Annotated in this window: 17 protein-coding genes; 8 read left to right on the forward strand and 9 right to left on the reverse strand. The window is 59.5% G+C overall.

The genetic code is table 11. The annotated features are described in order from the left end of the window. Nucleotides 1–353: 353 nt before the first annotated feature. A complete protein-coding gene (locus CKW11_RS04475; RefSeq protein WP_095136570.1) occupies nucleotides 354–641 on the forward strand; it encodes a fructose-bisphosphate aldolase in 288 nt (95 codons plus the stop codon). Between the two features lie 72 nt (nucleotides 642–713). Here the strand turns inward: CKW11_RS04475 and CKW11_RS27600 are convergent, their stop codons facing one another. From CKW11_RS27600 to CKW11_RS04495, 5 genes are all read right to left on the reverse strand, one after another. Then, nucleotides 714–1,337, reverse strand: a complete 624-nt coding sequence (locus tag CKW11_RS27600) for a hypothetical protein (RefSeq protein WP_143499919.1) — start codon at nucleotides 1,335–1,337, stop codon at nucleotides 714–716. Between the two features lie 34 nt (nucleotides 1,338–1,371). Further along, nucleotides 1,372–1,920, reverse strand: coding sequence for a cupin domain-containing protein (locus tag CKW11_RS04480; protein ID WP_095136571.1), 549 nt, complete (start codon nucleotides 1,918–1,920; stop codon nucleotides 1,372–1,374). Nucleotides 1,921–2,328: 408 nt separating this feature from the next. Continuing rightward, a complete protein-coding gene (locus tag CKW11_RS04485; RefSeq protein WP_095136572.1) occupies nucleotides 2,329–3,612 on the reverse strand; it encodes an FAD-binding oxidoreductase in 1,284 nt (427 codons plus the stop codon). A 51-nt stretch (nucleotides 3,613–3,663) separates the two neighbouring features. Continuing rightward, entirely contained in the window at nucleotides 3,664–5,154 is a 1,491-nt protein-coding gene (locus tag CKW11_RS04490; RefSeq protein ID WP_095136573.1) for an aldehyde dehydrogenase, read from the reverse strand. A 257-nt stretch (nucleotides 5,155–5,411) separates the two neighbouring features. Continuing rightward, nucleotides 5,412–6,788, reverse strand: a complete 1,377-nt coding sequence (locus CKW11_RS04495) for a glutamine synthetase family protein (protein ID WP_025111315.1) — start codon at nucleotides 6,786–6,788, stop codon at nucleotides 5,412–5,414. Between the two features lie 282 nt (nucleotides 6,789–7,070). Here CKW11_RS04495 and CKW11_RS04500 point away from each other — a divergent pair, with 282 nt between their 5' ends. The 5 genes from CKW11_RS04500 to CKW11_RS04525 all read left to right on the forward strand — a co-directional run bounded on the left by CKW11_RS04500 (nucleotide 7,071) and on the right by CKW11_RS04525 (nucleotide 12,403). Further along, entirely contained in the window at nucleotides 7,071–7,832 is a 762-nt protein-coding gene (locus CKW11_RS04500; RefSeq protein WP_027611688.1) for a gamma-glutamyl-gamma-aminobutyrate hydrolase family protein, read from the forward strand. Between the two features lie 367 nt (nucleotides 7,833–8,199). Further along, nucleotides 8,200–9,342 (forward strand): polyamine ABC transporter ATP-binding protein, encoded by a 1,143-nt coding sequence (gene potA / locus CKW11_RS04510; RefSeq protein WP_095136575.1) that lies wholly within the window; start codon nucleotides 8,200–8,202, stop codon nucleotides 9,340–9,342. Beyond that, nucleotides 9,339–10,253 (forward strand): ABC transporter permease subunit, encoded by a 915-nt coding sequence (locus CKW11_RS04515; RefSeq protein ID WP_095136576.1) that lies wholly within the window; start codon nucleotides 9,339–9,341, stop codon nucleotides 10,251–10,253. Before potA ends, CKW11_RS04515 begins: the two co-directional genes overlap by 4 nt. Next, a complete protein-coding gene (locus CKW11_RS04520; protein ID WP_095136577.1) occupies nucleotides 10,250–11,125 on the forward strand; it encodes an ABC transporter permease subunit in 876 nt (291 codons plus the stop codon). Before CKW11_RS04515 ends, CKW11_RS04520 begins: the two co-directional genes overlap by 4 nt. Before the next feature lie 180 nt (nucleotides 11,126–11,305). Further along, a complete protein-coding gene (locus CKW11_RS04525; RefSeq protein ID WP_027611685.1) occupies nucleotides 11,306–12,403 on the forward strand; it encodes a polyamine ABC transporter substrate-binding protein in 1,098 nt (365 codons plus the stop codon). 249 nt (nucleotides 12,404–12,652) lie between these two features. Here CKW11_RS04525 and thpR read toward each other — a convergent pair whose 3' ends face one another. Further along, complete coding sequence (gene thpR / locus CKW11_RS04530; RefSeq protein WP_095136578.1) at nucleotides 12,653–13,192, reverse strand: RNA 2',3'-cyclic phosphodiesterase; 540 nt, start codon at nucleotides 13,190–13,192, stop codon at nucleotides 12,653–12,655. 105 nt (nucleotides 13,193–13,297) lie between these two features. On the opposite strand from thpR, the gene CKW11_RS04535 reads away from it, so the two are divergent. Continuing rightward, complete coding sequence (locus CKW11_RS04535; RefSeq protein WP_095136579.1) at nucleotides 13,298–13,492, forward strand: hypothetical protein; 195 nt, start codon at nucleotides 13,298–13,300, stop codon at nucleotides 13,490–13,492. Between the two features lie 787 nt (nucleotides 13,493–14,279). Here CKW11_RS04535 and CKW11_RS04540 read toward each other — a convergent pair. Continuing rightward, nucleotides 14,280–14,633 (reverse strand): DUF1428 domain-containing protein, encoded by a 354-nt coding sequence (locus CKW11_RS04540; protein ID WP_095136580.1) that lies wholly within the window; start codon nucleotides 14,631–14,633, stop codon nucleotides 14,280–14,282. A gap of 2 nt (nucleotides 14,634–14,635) precedes the next feature. After that, nucleotides 14,636–15,715 (reverse strand): hypothetical protein, encoded by a 1,080-nt coding sequence (locus CKW11_RS04545; RefSeq protein ID WP_095136581.1) that lies wholly within the window; start codon nucleotides 15,713–15,715, stop codon nucleotides 14,636–14,638. Nucleotides 15,716–16,031: 316 nt separating this feature from the next. Between CKW11_RS04545 and CKW11_RS04550 the strand changes: the two genes are divergently transcribed. After that, nucleotides 16,032–16,304, forward strand: a complete 273-nt coding sequence (locus CKW11_RS04550) for a hypothetical protein (protein WP_047601766.1) — start codon at nucleotides 16,032–16,034, stop codon at nucleotides 16,302–16,304. Nucleotides 16,305–16,349: 45 nt separating this feature from the next. Here CKW11_RS04550 and CKW11_RS04555 read toward each other — a convergent pair whose 3' ends face one another. Further along, nucleotides 16,350–16,556: a hypothetical protein gene (locus CKW11_RS04555; RefSeq protein WP_041073476.1), complete on the reverse strand. Its 207-nt coding sequence runs from the start codon at nucleotides 16,554–16,556 to the stop codon at nucleotides 16,350–16,352. Nucleotides 16,557–16,600: the final 44 nt, after the last annotated feature.

Raw genomic sequence — 16,600 nt, forward strand, 5'->3', positions numbered from 1 at the left:
CGCAACCCTTGATTCACGACGGTTGCGCCGCTGACCGGGAGCGAAGGCGCTGGCAACACCTGGTGATTTCACGTCCTACAGGCTGATTGCGACGATGGAGATCGATGCCTAGAGTGGGTCTGTCGCTGAACGAATTTGGCGATAGGGTTTCGCAGCCCTTAAGATTGACACCCTGTTCCGTCTGGCACGGCCAACTCCCGGCTGCGCAAACTTTATGGCGGTTGTGCGTGGGAGACCTTCGGGTCTGCCGGGTCTTGGTGTTAATCCTCCGGTCTGCGAACCCACGCATAGCTGCCACCCATTTTGTTTCGCAGCAGGACGGTGGCAATTCTTCTCAAAAAAGGATTAACACCATGACGACACAGGAACTTATACGCCACTGTGCAAACATGTCCCACCCGGCCACCGACCACCCTGTCCTGCTCATCGACGCCGACACCCCACTGCGCGACTTACATGCCTGTCTCAGTGAACGCCTGAATGCCGTCCTCAAATTTCTCGATCTCATGGCTTGCATTCACTTACCTGACCACGCAGAACATGACATCAACACAGTCACCACCATCGCCAGAATCATGGTGCAAGACGTGAGTGACCTTTTTCGAGTTATAGAGCAACGAGGGTTGGATGCTCTGAGCTAAAAACTCTGCAGGTGACAGATTCAAACAAATAAGCCTGTCACCTTTTTTAACTTTTTTGTTTAAAATCGAAATCTAAGGGGTGTTTTTCCGAACAAGTTTAACTTTAGGCTTTGGTAGATTTGTTGTCACAACCAAACATCTATCAGACCTGCGCGCCATAGACACGACCTTCGCATCAGAATCTCCCCGCGTGCAAGGAAAAACTTGGTCAATCAAATAATCAGTCAAGGAAAAAGGCGGACGCTTCCAGAACGGAGGAGCCGTGTCTGGGCAGTAAACATTAGGAACACTACAATCATAGGGACAGTCCATCACCAAATAACTTTTGGTGATAACGGCCATTTTTTCACATTGCGCTTCTAGATCTTTTCTTTCTTGAGAGTTCAAGGTCTCTACATTGTTTTTAGCCTGCAACATTATTGCCTTCTCAAAAATCTTGCCGTCAACCCCCTCCCACTCAAAAACCATACCCACATCAATACCAGTTTTGCTCTCCGCGGATCCACGACCTCGATCATTCGACGGAGAACAACTCAACTTTATATATCTGCCTTCCTTATTTAAAACTTTCTCACCATGAAGCTTCCCAAACAATGCCGACGTGTAGTGCGGCTCTTGGGAGAAAGAATCTCTATCAATCTTGGAGGAAGCACTTTCCAACAACTTTCGCAATTCAAACTTAAGAACTTCATCCATAAAAACCTACCACTCCAAATATTAGAACAAATTCTCAAAAATTCGCCGGCGTATTCGCACTAATAATCTCAGCCTCATCCGCCCCGATATTCCGGAACTTATGCGGCAGCGTCGTCGGAAAATAATACCCATCCCCCGCATTCAACACACTCACCTGCCCATCCACGGTCAACTCCACCGTACCACGCGTCACCAACCCACACTCCTCGCCTTCCGAGTGAACAATCGGCTCTTCCCCCGAACTAGCGCCCGGTGCGTACTGCTCACGCAGCAAACGCATCTGGCGGCTTGGAACCGAGGCGCCGATCAGCAGCAGGCGCAGGCCGTGGCGGCCGAGGTCGGGTTGTTCGTTGGCGCGGAAGACGTATTGGTGTTCACGCGGGGGCTGGTCGAAGGTGAAGAAGTCGGCCAGGGACATCGGGATGCCTTCGAGCAGCTTTTTCAGCGAGCTGACGGAAGGACTGACGCGATTCTGTTCGATCAGGGAGATGGTGGCATTGGTCACGCCGCTACGCCGGGCCAGCTCGCGCTGGGAGAGTTTGTAGCTTTCGCGTACTAGTTTGAGTCGAGAACCCGTATCCATGACAGCCTTATGTGAGTAGTACTTAAGGGTAATGGGGGTGGGTGGCGGGTGCCGCGCAAGGCGCGGATCACGTTGCTCCCGTGTCCCGGAACCGTGAAAGGCGGCTATTAAATCACGTTTGCCAGTGTTGCTCAGCAGGTTCGATGGACGGTGCGGTAAAAGTCCTTCTGGCCTTGGTAATACGGCAACTGTGGGAGCGGGCTTGCTCGCGAAAGCGGTGTGTCAGGCGACATGTGTGTTGGCTGACAGGGCCCATTCGCGAGCAAGCCCGCTCCCACAGTTGGATCTCTTTTGTGTCAGGTAACTTGGTAGCGGTTGTCAGGCCGGCTCCCACGTTTGGACATCGGCGGTGTTGCTACAGCATTAAAAAACCGGCGGGGTCCTGGGGGCCGCCGCCGGGGAGGTAACTTAGATGCCGAAACGGTCGCGCAGCGAGTAGTAGACGGCGCCGAGGGCGGTCAAGGGGGCGGAGAAGGTGCGGCCGCCGATCATTGGCATGTGCGGCAGCGAGGCGAAGGCGTCGAAGCGTTCGGCGTCGCCACGGATCATTTCCGAGATCAGTTTGCCGGCCAGGTGCGAGCAGGTGACGCCGTGGCCGCTGTAGCCCTGCATGTAGTAGGCGTTTTTCTCGATGCGGCCGAACTGCGGCATGCGTGACATGGTCAGCAGGAAGTTGCCGGTCCAGCGGTAGTCGATTTTCACATCCTTGAGCTGCGGGAAGGTCTTGAGAATCTTCGGCCGGATCAGTTGTTCGATGTCATCCGGTTCCCGCGCGCCGTAGACCACGCCGCCACCGTACAGCAGGCGGTTATCGGCCGTCAGGCGGTAGTAATCCAGCAGGTAGTTGCAGTCTTCGACGCAATAGTTGTTGGTGATCAGGCTGCGTGCCTGCTTCTCGGTCAGCGGTTCGGTGACGACAATCTGCGAGCCGCACGGCATGCTCTTCGCGGTCACGCGGTTGTCCAGACCTTGCGGCAGGTAGGCGTTGCCGGCGATCAGCAGGTACTTGGCGCGCACCTGGCCTTTGGCGGTACGCACCACGTTAGGCTCGCCGTATTTGATTTCCACGGCAGCCGATTGCTCGTAGATCTTGCCGCCCAGACGCACGATGGCTGCGGCTTCACCGAGGGCCAGGTTCAGCGGGTGAACGTGACCGCCCTGCAGGTCCAGCAGGCCGCCAACGTAGGCGTCGGAGCCAATTTCGCGACGAATGTCAGCGGCGTCGAGCATCTTCAGGTTCTGGTTGCCGTAGCGTTCCCAACTGCGCTTCTGCTCGGCCAGGCCGTTGAGCTGTTTCTTGTTCATCGCTGCGAAAATGCCGCCCGGGCGGTAGTCGCATTGGATGTCGTAGTCCTTGATCCGCGAACGGATGATGTCGGCGCCTTCGAAGATCATGCTGCCGAGGATTTGCGCCGTCTTGTCGCCGTAGCGTTCTTCGATCACATCGACGTCACGACTGTAGGAGTTGACCAGTTGCCCGCCATTGCGGCCACTGGCGCCGTAGCCGACTTTCGCCGCTTCCAGCACCGTGACTTTATAGCCGGCCTCGGTGAGGAACAGCGCCGAGGACAGGCCGGTGTAGCCGGCGCCGATGATGCAGACATCGCACTCGACCGACTCTTCAAGGGTCGGGAAGTCGATGACTTCGTTGCGCGTGGCGGCGTAGTAGCTGTTGACGTGTTGTTGCTTCATTTTATTGTTCTCCGAGGGTCGCTCATCAGAAGCGACCACCGCTGTAGAAAATCAGAGCTTGATCCAGGTCGCTTTCAGCTCGGTGTACTTGTCGAACGCGTGCAGCGATTTGTCGCGACCGTTGCCCGACTGTTTGAAACCACCGAACGGCGCGGTCATGTCGCCGCCGTCGTACTGGTTGACCCAGACGCTGCCGGCACGCAGCCCACGGGCGAAGGTATGCGCCTTGCTCAGGTTGCTGGTCCAGACACCGGCGGCGAGACCGAAGATGCTGTCGTTGGCGATCTGCAGCGCTTCTTCAACGGTGTCGAAGGTGATCAGCGACAGCACCGGCCCAAAGATTTCTTCGCGGGCGATGGTCATCGCATTGGTCACGCCATCGAAGATCGCCGGTTGCACGTAGAGGCCACCGGTTTCTTCGAGGGTGCGCTGACCGCCGGCAATCAGCTCGGCGCCCTGCTCGCGGCCGATGCTGATGTAGCGCAGCACGTTGTCGAGTTGGCGCTGATCGACCACGGCGCCGACAGTGGTGGCCGGGTCAAGCGCGTGCCCCGGTTTCCACGCTTGCAGCGCTTCCACCAGCAGCGGGATGAATTGCTCGCGGATCGAACGCTCGACCAGCAAACGCGAACCGGCGGTGCACACTTCGCCCTGATTAAAGGCAATCGCGCCGGCCGCAGCCTGGGCTGCCGCGCGCAAGTCCGGAGCGTCGGCAAACACCACGTTCGGGCTCTTGCCACCGGCTTCGAGCCAGACGCGTTTCATGTTGCTCTGGCCGGCATAAATCATCAGTTGTTTGGCAATCGCCGTGGAGCCGGTGAAGGCCAGCACGTCGACGTCCATGTGCAACGCCAGCGCCTTGCCGACGGTGTGGCCGAAGCCTGGCAGGACGTTGAACACGCCTTTCGGAATGCCCGCGTCCAGCGCCAGTTGAGCGATGCGGATCGCGGTCAGTGGCGACTTTTCCGAAGGCTTGAGAATGAACGAGTTACCCGCCGCCAGGGCAGGGGCGAATTTCCAGCTGGCCATGATCAGCGGGAAGTTCCACGGCACGATGGCCGCGACCACGCCCGATGGTTCACGGGTGATGAGGCCGAGTTGGTCGTGTGGGGTGGCGGCGACTTCGTCGTAGATCTTGTCGATGGCTTCGGCACTCCAGCGGATCGCGTTGGCGGTCGCCGGAATGTCGATGCTCATGGAGTCGCTGATCGGTTTGCCCATGTCGAGGGTTTCCAGCAGCGCCAGTTCTTCCTGGTGTTGCAGGATCAGATCAGCGAAGCGGATCAAAATGCGTTTGCGCTCGGCCGGGGCCTTGTGCGCCCACACACCGGAGTTGAACGACTGACGGGCGACTTCGACGGCGAGGTTGGCATCGGCTTCATCGGTGCTGGCCACGGAGGCGAGAAAACGGCCGTCGACGGGGCTCAGGCATTCGAAGGTGGCGCCGCTGATCGCGGGGCGGTATTCACCGTTGATGAACGCGCGGGATTCGATGGTCAGGGACTGGAAGCGTTGTTCCCAGTCGTTGCGGGTGCTGGTCATGGTTGTGGCTCGACAAGGGGGAATTGGGGGTGTCGTATCTGGCTTGAGATAGCTGCCCTCACCCTAGCCCTCTCCCAGAGGTAGAGGGGACCGACCGAGTTGTCTCGGGAGTTGCGCCGACCTGAATGACCGAGTCGATTATGGATTCGGTAAAGCAGGTTCAGGTCGCAGGATTTCCCAAGCATCCCCGGTCAGTCCCCTCTCCCTCCGGGAGAGGGTTAGGGTGAGGGGCTCTTGGCTTTTGAGGGCCGAAACCATCACACCGTATGCAGATACCAGTTGTACTCAAGGTCGGAGATCGAGTTCTCGAACTCGGCCAGTTCGCTTTCCTTGCACGCGACGAACACGTCGATGTACATCGGGTCGATGTACCTGGCCATGACTTCGCTGTCGTCCAGCTCGCGCAGTGCATCACGCAGGTTGTTCGGCAGGCTCTGTTCGTTCTGTTCGTAGCTGTTGCCTTCAACTGGCGCGCCTGGCTCGATCTGGTTGGTCAGGCCGTGGTGAATGCCGGCCAGCACCGAAGCCATCAGCAGGTACGGGTTAGCGTCGGCACCGGCCACGCGGTGCTCGATGCGCACGGCGTCGGCCGAACCGGTCGGCACACGTACCGCAACGGTGCGGTTGTCGATGCCCCAGCTCGGCGAGTTCGGCACGTAGAACTGCGCGCCGAAGCGGCGGTACGAGTTGACGTTCGGGCAGAGGAACGCCATTTGCGCAGGCAGGGTCTCCAGCACACCGCCGATCGCGTGTCGCAGCGCGGCGTTCTGCTCGGGATCCTCGCTGGCGAAGATGTTGTTGCCTTCTTTGTCCAGGATCGAAATGTGTACGTGCAGACCGTTGCCCGCCTGGCCCGGATACGGCTTGGCCATGAAGGTGGTGTCCATCTCGTGGTCGTAGGCGATGTTCTTCACCAGACGCTTGAGCAGCACCGCATAGTCGCAGGCCTTGATCGGGTCGGAGACGTGATGCAGGTTGACTTCGAACTGCGCCGGGGCGCTTTCCTTGACGATGGCGTCAGCCGGGATGCCCTGCTCTTTCGCGCCTTCGAGGATGTCTTGCAGGCAGTCGACGTATTCGTCGAGATCGTCGATCAGGTAAACCTGAGTCGACACCGGGCGCTTGCCGGAGACCGGCGAACGTGGCGACTGCGGACGGCCGTTAACGTTGTCCTGGTCGATCAGGTAGAACTCCAGTTCGAACGCGGCGCAGATGGTCAGGCCCAGTTCATCGAACTTGCGCACCACGTTGGCCAGCACTTCACGCGGGTCAGCGAAGAACGGCTCGCCCTCGATCTCGTGCATGGTCATCAGCAGTTGTGCGGTTGGGCGCTTCTGCCACGGCTCGATGCTCAGGGTGCCCGGAATCGGGTAGCAGATGCGGTCGGCGTCGCCGATGTCCAGACCCAGGCCGGTGCTTTCCACCGTGGAACCATTGATGTCGAGAGCGAAGAGCGAGGCCGGCAGGTTGATGCCTTTCTCGTAAACCTTGTGAAGACTGGTGCGCTCGATGCGCTTGCCGCGCACCACACCGTTCATATCCGCAATCAGAAGGTCGACGTACAAAACCTCAGGATGTTTCTTAAGGAATGCGTTTGCTTCGTTGAGTTGAACGGCACGCAGAGGGACCGACATGATGCACCTATTTAGCTGTTAATTATTATGTTCACCGCTGTTTCGCCGAGCCAGTCAATCTGAAAGGAAAAGTGAAGTCAATAGCGAACACCTGGCCGCTCAGCGTTTATTTTTCGGGCTTTTTTTAACACTCTCGTGCCAATGCAGGCGCCGCAAGGCCTGGAATCGTGAAGACTGGATGAGCGGCGTTTAGAATTTTTTACATGGCAGTTGTTAATTAAAATCAACGAGGCTAAGCTCCGGAAAAGCTCGTTCAAGTGTCAAACTTCGAGGTGAATAAAAATGGCATTCAAGCCATTGATCGGCGTTACTGCGTGCGTCAAACAGATTGGCCTGCACCCCTATCACATCAGCGGCGACAAGTACGTACGTGCTGTCAGCGTTGGCGCTCAGGGTCTTCCAGTGGTCATTCCTTCCCTTGGCAAACTGACTGAAATCGAAGACCTGCTCGGTCAACTCGACGGTCTGTTGCTGACCGGCTCCCCCTCGAATGTGGAGCCCTTCCACTATCAAGGCCCGGCCAGCGAACCCGGCACGGATCACGATCCGGCGCGGGACGCCACTACCCTTCCTTTATTGCGTGCAGCCATTGCGGCGGGCGTTCCGGTGCTCGGCATTTGCCGTGGCTTCCAGGAAATGAACGTGGCCTTCGGTGGCAGCCTGCACCAGAAAGTGCATGAGCTGCCGGGCATGCTCGATCACCGTGAAGCCGACAGCCCGGACGTGGCCGTGCAATACGCACCGGCGCATGCCGTGAGCGTGCTCGCTGGCGGTGTGTTCGAAGCGCTGGCGTTGCCGGGTGAGTTCCAGGTCAACTCGATTCACAGCCAGGGCATCGACCGCCTAGCGCCCGGCCTGCGTGCCGAAGCGGTGGCGCCGGATGGCCTGATCGAGGCGATCTCGGTCGAGCACAGCCCGACCTTCGCCCTCGGCGTGCAATGGCACCCGGAATGGCAGGTGCTGGACAACCCGAACTACCTGAAGATTTTCCAGGCGTTCGGCGAGGCCTGCCGGCAACGGGCGGCGCGACGCAACCAGCGCTGACACCACCCAGGATTTCAAAACTGTTTACTGCCCCCACGGGGTCGGCGGCGGCGCGTGTGCGCATCCGTCATCCGTGAAAACAACAAACCGTAATAACAACAAGTACGACCCAGGCAGCCAGGACGGCGGCGCGACCAAGCCGGATGGCAGGAGCAAGACCGTCAGATCAATGCAAAACCCTGTGGGAGCGAGCTTGCTCGCGAAAGCGGTGTGTCAGATAACAACGATGTCGGCTGACACCACGTCTTCGCGAGCAAGCTCGCTCCCACAGGGGGATGTGATCCAACCGGGAATGCACCTGCAGGCTTGCAATCCACTTAAGCCAGGCCACATTGGCCCGGCGACTGAAACCTGTTGGGAGTTTCACATGGCAAACGCCTCCAGCACTTACCGGAAGGCACTTGAAGGCCACCAGCAACCGAAAAAGGTTCTGGTGAAAGTCGATCGTGTCACCAAGAAGTTCGACGAAACCACGGCAGTGGACGATGTGTCCCTGGAGATCCATCAGGGCGAAATCTTTGCCCTGCTCGGCGGCTCCGGTTCGGGCAAATCGACCCTGCTGCGCATGCTCGCCGGTTTCGAGCGGCCGACTGAAGGGCGGATTCTGCTCGACGGTGTGGACATCACTGACATGCCGCCGTACGAGCGGCCGATCAACATGATGTTCCAGTCCTACGCGCTGTTCCCGCACATGACCGTGGCGCAGAACATTGCCTTCGGCCTCAAGCAGGACCGTTTGCCGGCCAGCGAAATCGACGCCCGCGTCGAAGAGATGCTGCGTCTGGTGCACATGACCCAATATGCCAAACGCAAACCTCATCAGTTGTCCGGCGGTCAGCGCCAGCGCGTCGCCCTCGCCCGCTCCCTGGCGAAACGTCCAAAGCTGTTGCTGCTCGACGAGCCGATGGGCGCGCTGGATAAAAAACTGCGTTCGCAGATGCAACTGGAACTGGTCGAGATCATCGAGCGCGTCGGCGTGACCTGCGTGATGGTGACCCACGACCAGGAAGAAGCCATGACCATGGCTGAACGCATCGCGATCATGCACCTGGGCTGGATCGCCCAGATCGGCAGCCCGGTGGACATTTATGAAGCACCGGTCAGCCGCATGGTCTGCGAGTTCATCGGTAACGTGAACGCCTTCGACGGCACCGTGGTGGAAGACCTTGAAGGTCACGCGATCATCCACAGCCCGGACTTGCAGCAGAAGATCTACGTCGGTCACGGCGTCAGCACCTCGGTGCAGGACAAGTCGATCACCTACGCAATCCGTCCGGAAAAAATGCTCGTCAGCACCACCCAACCGGAGTTCCGCTACAACTGGTCCGAAGGCAAGGTGCACGACATCGCCTACCTCGGCGGCCACTCGGTGTTCTACGTCGAGCTGCCCGGCGGCAAGATCGTCCAGTCGTTCATGGCCAACGCCGAACGCCGTGGCGCGCGTCCGACCTGGGACGACAAAGTCTACGTGTGGTGGGAAGACGATAGCGGCGTGGTACTGCGCTCATGAGAACCTTCAATCAGCAATTCCTGCGCCTGGTGCCCAGCGGGCGAAAACTGGTGATCGGCATCCCGTTCATCTGGCTGTTCCTGTTCTTCATGCTGCCGTTCTTCCTGGTGATGAAGATCAGCTTCTCGGAAGCCGCGCTGTCGATCCCGCCGTACTCGGAGATCTACACCTACGCCGAACAGAAATTCCAGCTGCTGCTCAACATCGGCAACTACACCCTGCTCGGCGAAGACGAGCTGTACCTGTCGGCCTACCTCGGTTCGCTGAAGGTCGCGGCGCTGAGCACAATGATGTGCCTGGTGATCGGTTTTCCGATGGCCTACGCAATCACCAAGACCGGCAAGGAAACGCAAAACGTCCTGCTGCTGTTGATCATGATGCCGACCTGGACCGCGATCCTGATCCGCGTGTATGCGTGGATGGGCATCCTCAGCAACAACGGTCTGCTCAACGCGTTTCTGATGTGGACCGGGCTGACCGATCACCCGATCGAGATCCTCAACACCAACACCGCGGTGTATATCGGCGTGGTGTATGCGTACCTGCCATTCATGGTGTTGCCGCTGTACGCCAACCTGGTGAAGCACGACGGCAGCCTGCTGGAAGCCGCGCAGGATCTGGGGTCGAGCAACTTCAACAACTTCTGGAAAATCACCGTGCCGCTGGCCAAGAACGGCATCATCGCCGGCTGCATGCTGGTGTTCATTCCGGTGGTCGGCGAGTTCGTGATTCCGGAACTGCTGGGTGGCCCGGAGACGCTGATGATCGGTCGCGTGCTGTGGCAAGAGTTCTTCAATAACCGCGACTGGCCGGTGGCGTCCGCGCTGGCGGTGGTGATGCTGTTAATCCTGATTGTGCCGATTCTGCTGTTCAACCGCAGCCAGGCCAAAGAGATGGAGGCACGGGGATGAAACGCTTCGGTTTTTCCAAGTTCATGTTGATCTTCGGCCTGATGTTCATTTATCTGCCGATGCTGATTCTGGTGATCTACTCGTTCAACGCCTCGAAACTGGTGACGGTGTGGGGCGGCTGGTCGGTGAAATGGTACGTCGGCCTGCTCGACAACACGCAACTGATGGGCTCGGTGGTGCGCTCGCTGGAAATCGCCTGCTACACCGCGATTGCTGCGGTAGCGCTCGGCACCCTCGCCGCTTTCGTGCTGACTCGGGTCACGCGCTTCAAGGGTCGCACGCTGTTTGGTGGTCTGGTCACCGCGCCGCTGGTGATGCCGGAAGTGATCACCGGCCTGTCGCTGTTGCTGCTGTTCGTGGCGATGGCGCAGTTGATCGGCTGGCCGCAGGAGCGTGGCATCGTCACCATCTGGATCGCCCACACCACGTTTTGTGCCGCCTATGTGGCGGTGGTAGTCTCCGCCCGCCTGCGTGAACTGGATCTGTCGATCGAAGAAGCCGCGATGGATCTGGGGGCCAAGCCGTTCAAGGTGTTTTTCCTGATCACCATTCCAATGATCGCGCCGTCGCTGGCAGCGGGCGGGATGATGTCGTTCGCCCTGTCGCTGGACGATCTGGTGCTGGCAAGCTTCGTCTCCGGCCCAGGCTCGACCACGCTGCCGATGGAAGTGTTCTCGGCGGTGCGTCTGGGCGTGAAGCCGGAGATCAACGCCGTGGCCAGTCTGATTCTGCTGGCGGTGTCGTTGGTGACGTTCCTCGTCTGGTACTTCAGCCGCAAGGCAGAAGCCAACCGCAAGAAAGCGATTCAGGAAGCGATGGATCAAACGGCGAATGAGGCGTGGCAGCAGCCGCAACGCGCCGTCACCGCCTAAGCAACACCGATGAACAACTGTGATGAACAACTGTGGCGAGGGAGCTTGCTCCCGCTTGAGTGCGCAGCGCTCACAAGATTTTTGGGGCTGCTTCGCAGCCCAGCGGGAGCAAGCTCCCTCGCCACAGGTTTTACGTACACCCGGGTTATGTTTTTGAATAAAAAAAATGGAGTTTCACCGATGAAAATGTTTGGCAGGACTCTGCTGACACTGTCCTTAATGGGCGCAATTGCCACGGGCGTCCAGGCCAACGACAAGGTGCTGCGTGTTTACAACTGGTCCGATTACATCGCGCCGGACACCGTCAAGAAGTTCGAAGACGAGACCGGCATCCAGGTGACCTACGACGTGTTCGACAGTAACGAGACCCTCGAGGCGCGTTTGCTGGCGGGTAAATCCGGTTACGACATCGTAGTGCCGTCCAACAGTTTCTTGGCCAAGCAGATCAAGGCCGGGGTCTATCAGCCACTCGACAAATCGAAACTGTCGAACTGGAAGAATCTCAACCCGGTGCTGCTGAAAAACGCCTCCGCCAGTGATCCGGACAACGCCCACGCGTTCCCGTACATGTGGGGCTCGATCGGCATCGGCTACAACCCGGACAAGGTCAAGGAAGTGCTCGGTGCCAAGGCACCGACCAACTCCTGGGACTTGCTGTTCAAGCCGGAAAACGCTGAAAAGCTGAAAGCCTGCGGCATCAGCTTCCTCGACTCGCCGACCGAAATGATCCCGGCCGCCCTGCACTACCTGGGCTACCCGGTGAACGACAAGGACAAGGCGCACATCCTCGAAGCCGAAGCGCTGTTCATGAAGATCCGCCCGTACGTGGCGTACTTCCACTCCTCGAAGTACATCTCCGACCTGGCCAACGGCAACATCTGCGTGGCGGTCGGTTACTCCGGTGATGTGCTGCAGGCCAAGGCCCGTGCGGTGGAAGCCGGCAACAAGGTGCAGATCGACTACAGCATTCCGAAGGAAGGCGCCGGCAGTTTCTACGACATGGTCGCCATCCCGCGCGATGCGGCGAACGTAGAGAACGCCTACCTGTTCATGAACTTCCTGATGCGCCCGGACATCATCGCTGAGATCACCAACAGCAACGGCTACAGCAACGCCAACTCGGCGGCGACGCCACTGGTGGACGAAGCGATCCGCAACGACCCGGGTTCGTATCCGTCGCAGGCAGTGATGGCGACGTTGTATGCGGTGCCGGATCAGCCGATTGCCACGCAGCGGATCATGACCCGCGGCTGGACCCGGGTGAAACTCGGTAAATAGGCCAAGCGCAGATCCAAATGTGGGAGCGAGCTTGCTCGCGAAAGCGGTGGATCAAGCCATACAGATGTTGAATGAGCCGACGCCTTCGCGAGCAAGCTCGCTCCCACAGGGTCGGTGTTCACTCGCAGAATCATTGGTTTCCCGTTCACGCAGCGCCTTACCACCGCTGCACCCTGCAATGAACGGCCTCACCTGGCTCCCTCGGCTCAGGTGAATTTCAGGCGCCCTCGGGCGCCTTTTTTTCTGCGCTCAATTCAGTGGCCAATCCTGCAGAATCCGGTAGCGACCCTTGTGCGATTCGAACAAGGCAAAACGCTCGGCGCGCAGGAAAAACTCCGGCGGCGTGGCGGCTTCCGGCTCCGCTGCACGGTAATCCCGGGCCAGGGTCAGATGCGGGCGAAACTCGCGTGGCGATTCTTCGAAGCCGAACGGCAGCATCGCCTGTTCCAGCGCATACACCAGACTCAACAGGGCCGGCGGCGCCTGCTCCGGCGCCAGGGACAAAATCCCCGCCCGATGCCAGACCTGCAGACGATTCAGCACGATCTTCAATGGATCACCCGGCGTGCGCACCTTGCCGGCGACCTCGCAGACTTCATGGATCTGCGCCAGCGGCACGGCACCGAGGAACAGCAGCGTCAGGTGAAAGTTATCCGCCGGCACCGGTTTACCGGCGCGCAACCCCAGCTCGCCACGCCACTGAGCGATGGCCTTGCGTTGCACCGGTGGGCAGTCGAGGGCGAAAAACAGTCGCTTGAACGGTTCATCCCTGCGCGCATCATCGGTCATGGCCCTGCTCCTTCACTCATCGATCGGCCGATTCTACACAGCCTTCTCTGACGACTGGCGACACCCGGCTATAGTTCAAGGATTGCCATCGAATCGGAGGTCGCCATGCGCGAGATCCTCAGCAAAGAACCGTGGTGGGCCCGGCCACCCAGCCCCGGGCAGGATGAAACCGAGCTGGAATGGGGCTGGCTGGTGCATTACAGCGAAGGTGAACCGCGTTTCGAATTCGTTCGCGAGCGGCCCACGGAAGAAGAAATCCGCCACCGCAAAAGCTGTCGGATCACCCCGTCTGCAGAGTGACCACAATCCATTGTGGGAGCGGGCTTGCTCGCGAAAGCGGTGGGTCAGCAATGAAGCTATTGGCTGCACCGGCCTCTTCGCGAGCAAGCCCGCTCCCACAGGGTTTCGCAGGATGACGACAATCGTGGGCACACCACAACTCCAGGGTGGGAGCGGGCTTGCTCGCGAAAGCAATGGGTCAGCCATGAAGCTATTGGCTGTGCCGGCCTGTTCGCGGGCAAGCCCGCTCCCACAGGGGTTCGCAGGATGACGACAATCGCGGGCACGCCACAACTCCAGGGTGGGAGCGGGCTTGCTCGCGAAAGCGGTGGGTCAGCCATGAAGCTATTGGCTGCACCGGCCTCTTCGCGAGCAAGCCCGCTCCCACAGGGTTTCGCAGGATGACGACAATCGTGGGCACACCACAACTCCAGGGTGGGAGCGGGCTTGCTCGCGAAAGCAATGGGTCAGCCATGAAGCTATTGGCTGTGCCGGCCTGTTCGCGGGCAAGCCCGCTCCCACAGGGGTTCGCAGGATGACGACAATCGCGGGCACGCCACAACTCCAGGGTGGGAGCGGGCTTGCTCGCGAAAGCGGTGGGTCAGCCATGAAGCTATTGGCTGTGCCGTCCTCTTCGCGAGCAAGCCCGCTCCCACAGGGGTTCGCAGGATGACGACAATCGTGGGCACACCACAACTCCAGGGTGGGAGCGGGCTTGCTCGCGAAAGCGGTGGGTCAGCCATGAAGATGTTGGCTGTGCCGCCTCTTCGCGAGCAAGCCCGCTCCCACAATGGATTTGCGCTGGTCTTCAGGCTTCAAGAATGTTCGTGAAGCCACCAAAGATCATGCGCTGCCCATCAAATCCCATCGGGTTGACGTCCGGTTGCATGCGCGGGTCTTCCATCATCTTTGCCATGCCGGCATCGCGGGTGGCCTTGTCGGGCCAGATCAGCCAGCCGGACGACACCGTTTCGCCGCCTTTGAGTTTTACCGCCATCGGAAATGAGGTGACTTTGCCGTCCGGCACGTCATCGCCCCAGCATTGAACCACCTCCTTCGCTCCGTATTCCTTGAACAGTTTCGCGGCGATCTCACAGTGTTTTTTGTACTGGTCGCGATTGGCATTCGGCACGGGTGCTACAAAAATATCGATGTAAGCCATGATCACTCTCCTTGCACGTTGGGTTCGATCTGTCGGGTAGTCGATTGTTGCGGCTGCCATTCGACACGATTCACACCCAGCCCGACCGACGGTTGCTGGCCCCCACCAAGGCTGCCTTCGACCTGTCCGGCGATATGCAGTGTTCCGGCCATGACCCCGGTGGTCGGGTTCTGCAGCAATTTCGCCCAGGCCTTGTCGAAGGTGCTGCCCAGGCTGCTGCGAATCAGCGCTTCGCTGTCCGGCCGGTCGTTGGCCTGGATAATGGCGCGGATGCCCATCACCCCCACGGAAATCATCGCCCCGGCCAATTTGCCCGCCGCAGCGGCCACTGCACTGGCGGCACCGCGCGGGGCCATTTCCGCCTCTAATCGTTGGCTCGCGCGTTTGGCCACGGGCGCCATGCCGGCGTCGGTCGAGCCGATGCCTTTGGCCCCACCGTCGGTGTGAATCCTGTCGATCAACGCGGCGTAGGCCGGCAATGTGTTCAGCGGTTCGGTGCTGATGACCTTGTACAACGAGGCATCCCGCGCCGGCGGCGGGCCTAGGGCAATCGCCGGGACTTTCTGCAGACGCCCGTTGAGCTGGGCAACCGGCACGCCATAACGCTGGGCGATGAGCGGCATCTGCTGGGCCATCAGTTGCGCGTAGAACGCCGTGGCCTGGCCGAGGATCGCATCCGGATCGATCTCCACCGCGACCGGCGCCAGCACCCTTTCCTGATATTGCTCAAGCAGATAGCGCGCCAGCCGCTTGGCCGAAGCGTCCTGTTCGCCGCCGGCACTGATCGTGTACCAACTGACCTTCATCGACAGCCATTCCTGGGTCCAGTAGCTGCTGAACCACGGAATGAAATTTTCTTCAGTTTGCTGATAGACGCGAGTGCGCCAATGTTCCATCGAGCCACGGGCAAATACTTTGACTTGCTCGGTCGATTGCTGCGAGGCACTGACGATGTCGCGGTCGATCTGCTGCCAGGTCGCCGGTGATACCACCACAGCCGGCGGCGCCACCGGGGCACGGGCCGAGGTGGCGCAGCCAGCCAGCAGACACAGTGCGGCGAGGCTCAGCGCACGCAGGTTCACGGTGGCGGAGTCCTTGAATGGAGGGAGACAGATTTGAGTATAGGTGCGGGGCTCAGGCCGTTTGTCGGTTGTGGCCGGACGGGCGCTCCCACTTTGAAATGCGTTCAACCTGTGGGAGCGGGCTTGCTCGCGAAAGCGCTGTGTCAGGCAACAACGAAGTCGACTGAAACGACGCATTCGCGAGCAAGCCCGCTCCCACAGAGGGAGGCATCAACCATCAACGCCGTCGATATTCACCATCGCCACGATTGCCTTCCGCCCGCCGCGCGGCGAAGGCACGATTCACCCATCCGAGACGCAACGAGGAGTACCCATCATGATTCGCACCATCACCCTCTCCGTGAGTTTCCCGGTGTTTGGCAGCAACTACTACGAGCAGCAGGTTGTCTCGCGCAAGACCCAAGCGCTGCTGTTCAACGAAGATTTCGACGATGTGCTGATGCCCGCCGCGAGCAATCATTTCAGCAATGAAGTGGTCGGCATCAACGATCAGTTCCGCTTTCTGAGCGACATACTCGCCACCCATTTGCTGGATCTCGAGGCCACCGCGCCTGCGCATTCCAGCGTCCGGGCGAGCGCTCATTTTTAATCGCCGAGGGCGTTCCCGTTGCGGGAACGCCCTCTTGGCATTCACTCAGTCATCATCACGATCACGGTAGTAACGGCGTCCGTCGCGGCGCCCGTCATCACGGTCATCCCAGCGCCGGTCATGGTCGTAATAACGCCCGTGATCGCGGTCGTAATGCCGCCCGTGGCGGTGGTCATCATCAAAGTCCGCCACACAGCCTGCCAGCAATACGGCGGCGGTCACGGTCAGCAGCATCGTTGTAGCGCGCTTCATTCAACACTTCCCTAAAACCAAGGTCTTGACGACGGAACGGCTGT

It is taken from the genome of Pseudomonas sp. Irchel s3a10, from assembly GCF_900187525.1.
In the GTDB taxonomy this organism is placed as follows: domain Bacteria; phylum Pseudomonadota; class Gammaproteobacteria; order Pseudomonadales; family Pseudomonadaceae; genus Aquipseudomonas; species Aquipseudomonas koreensis_G.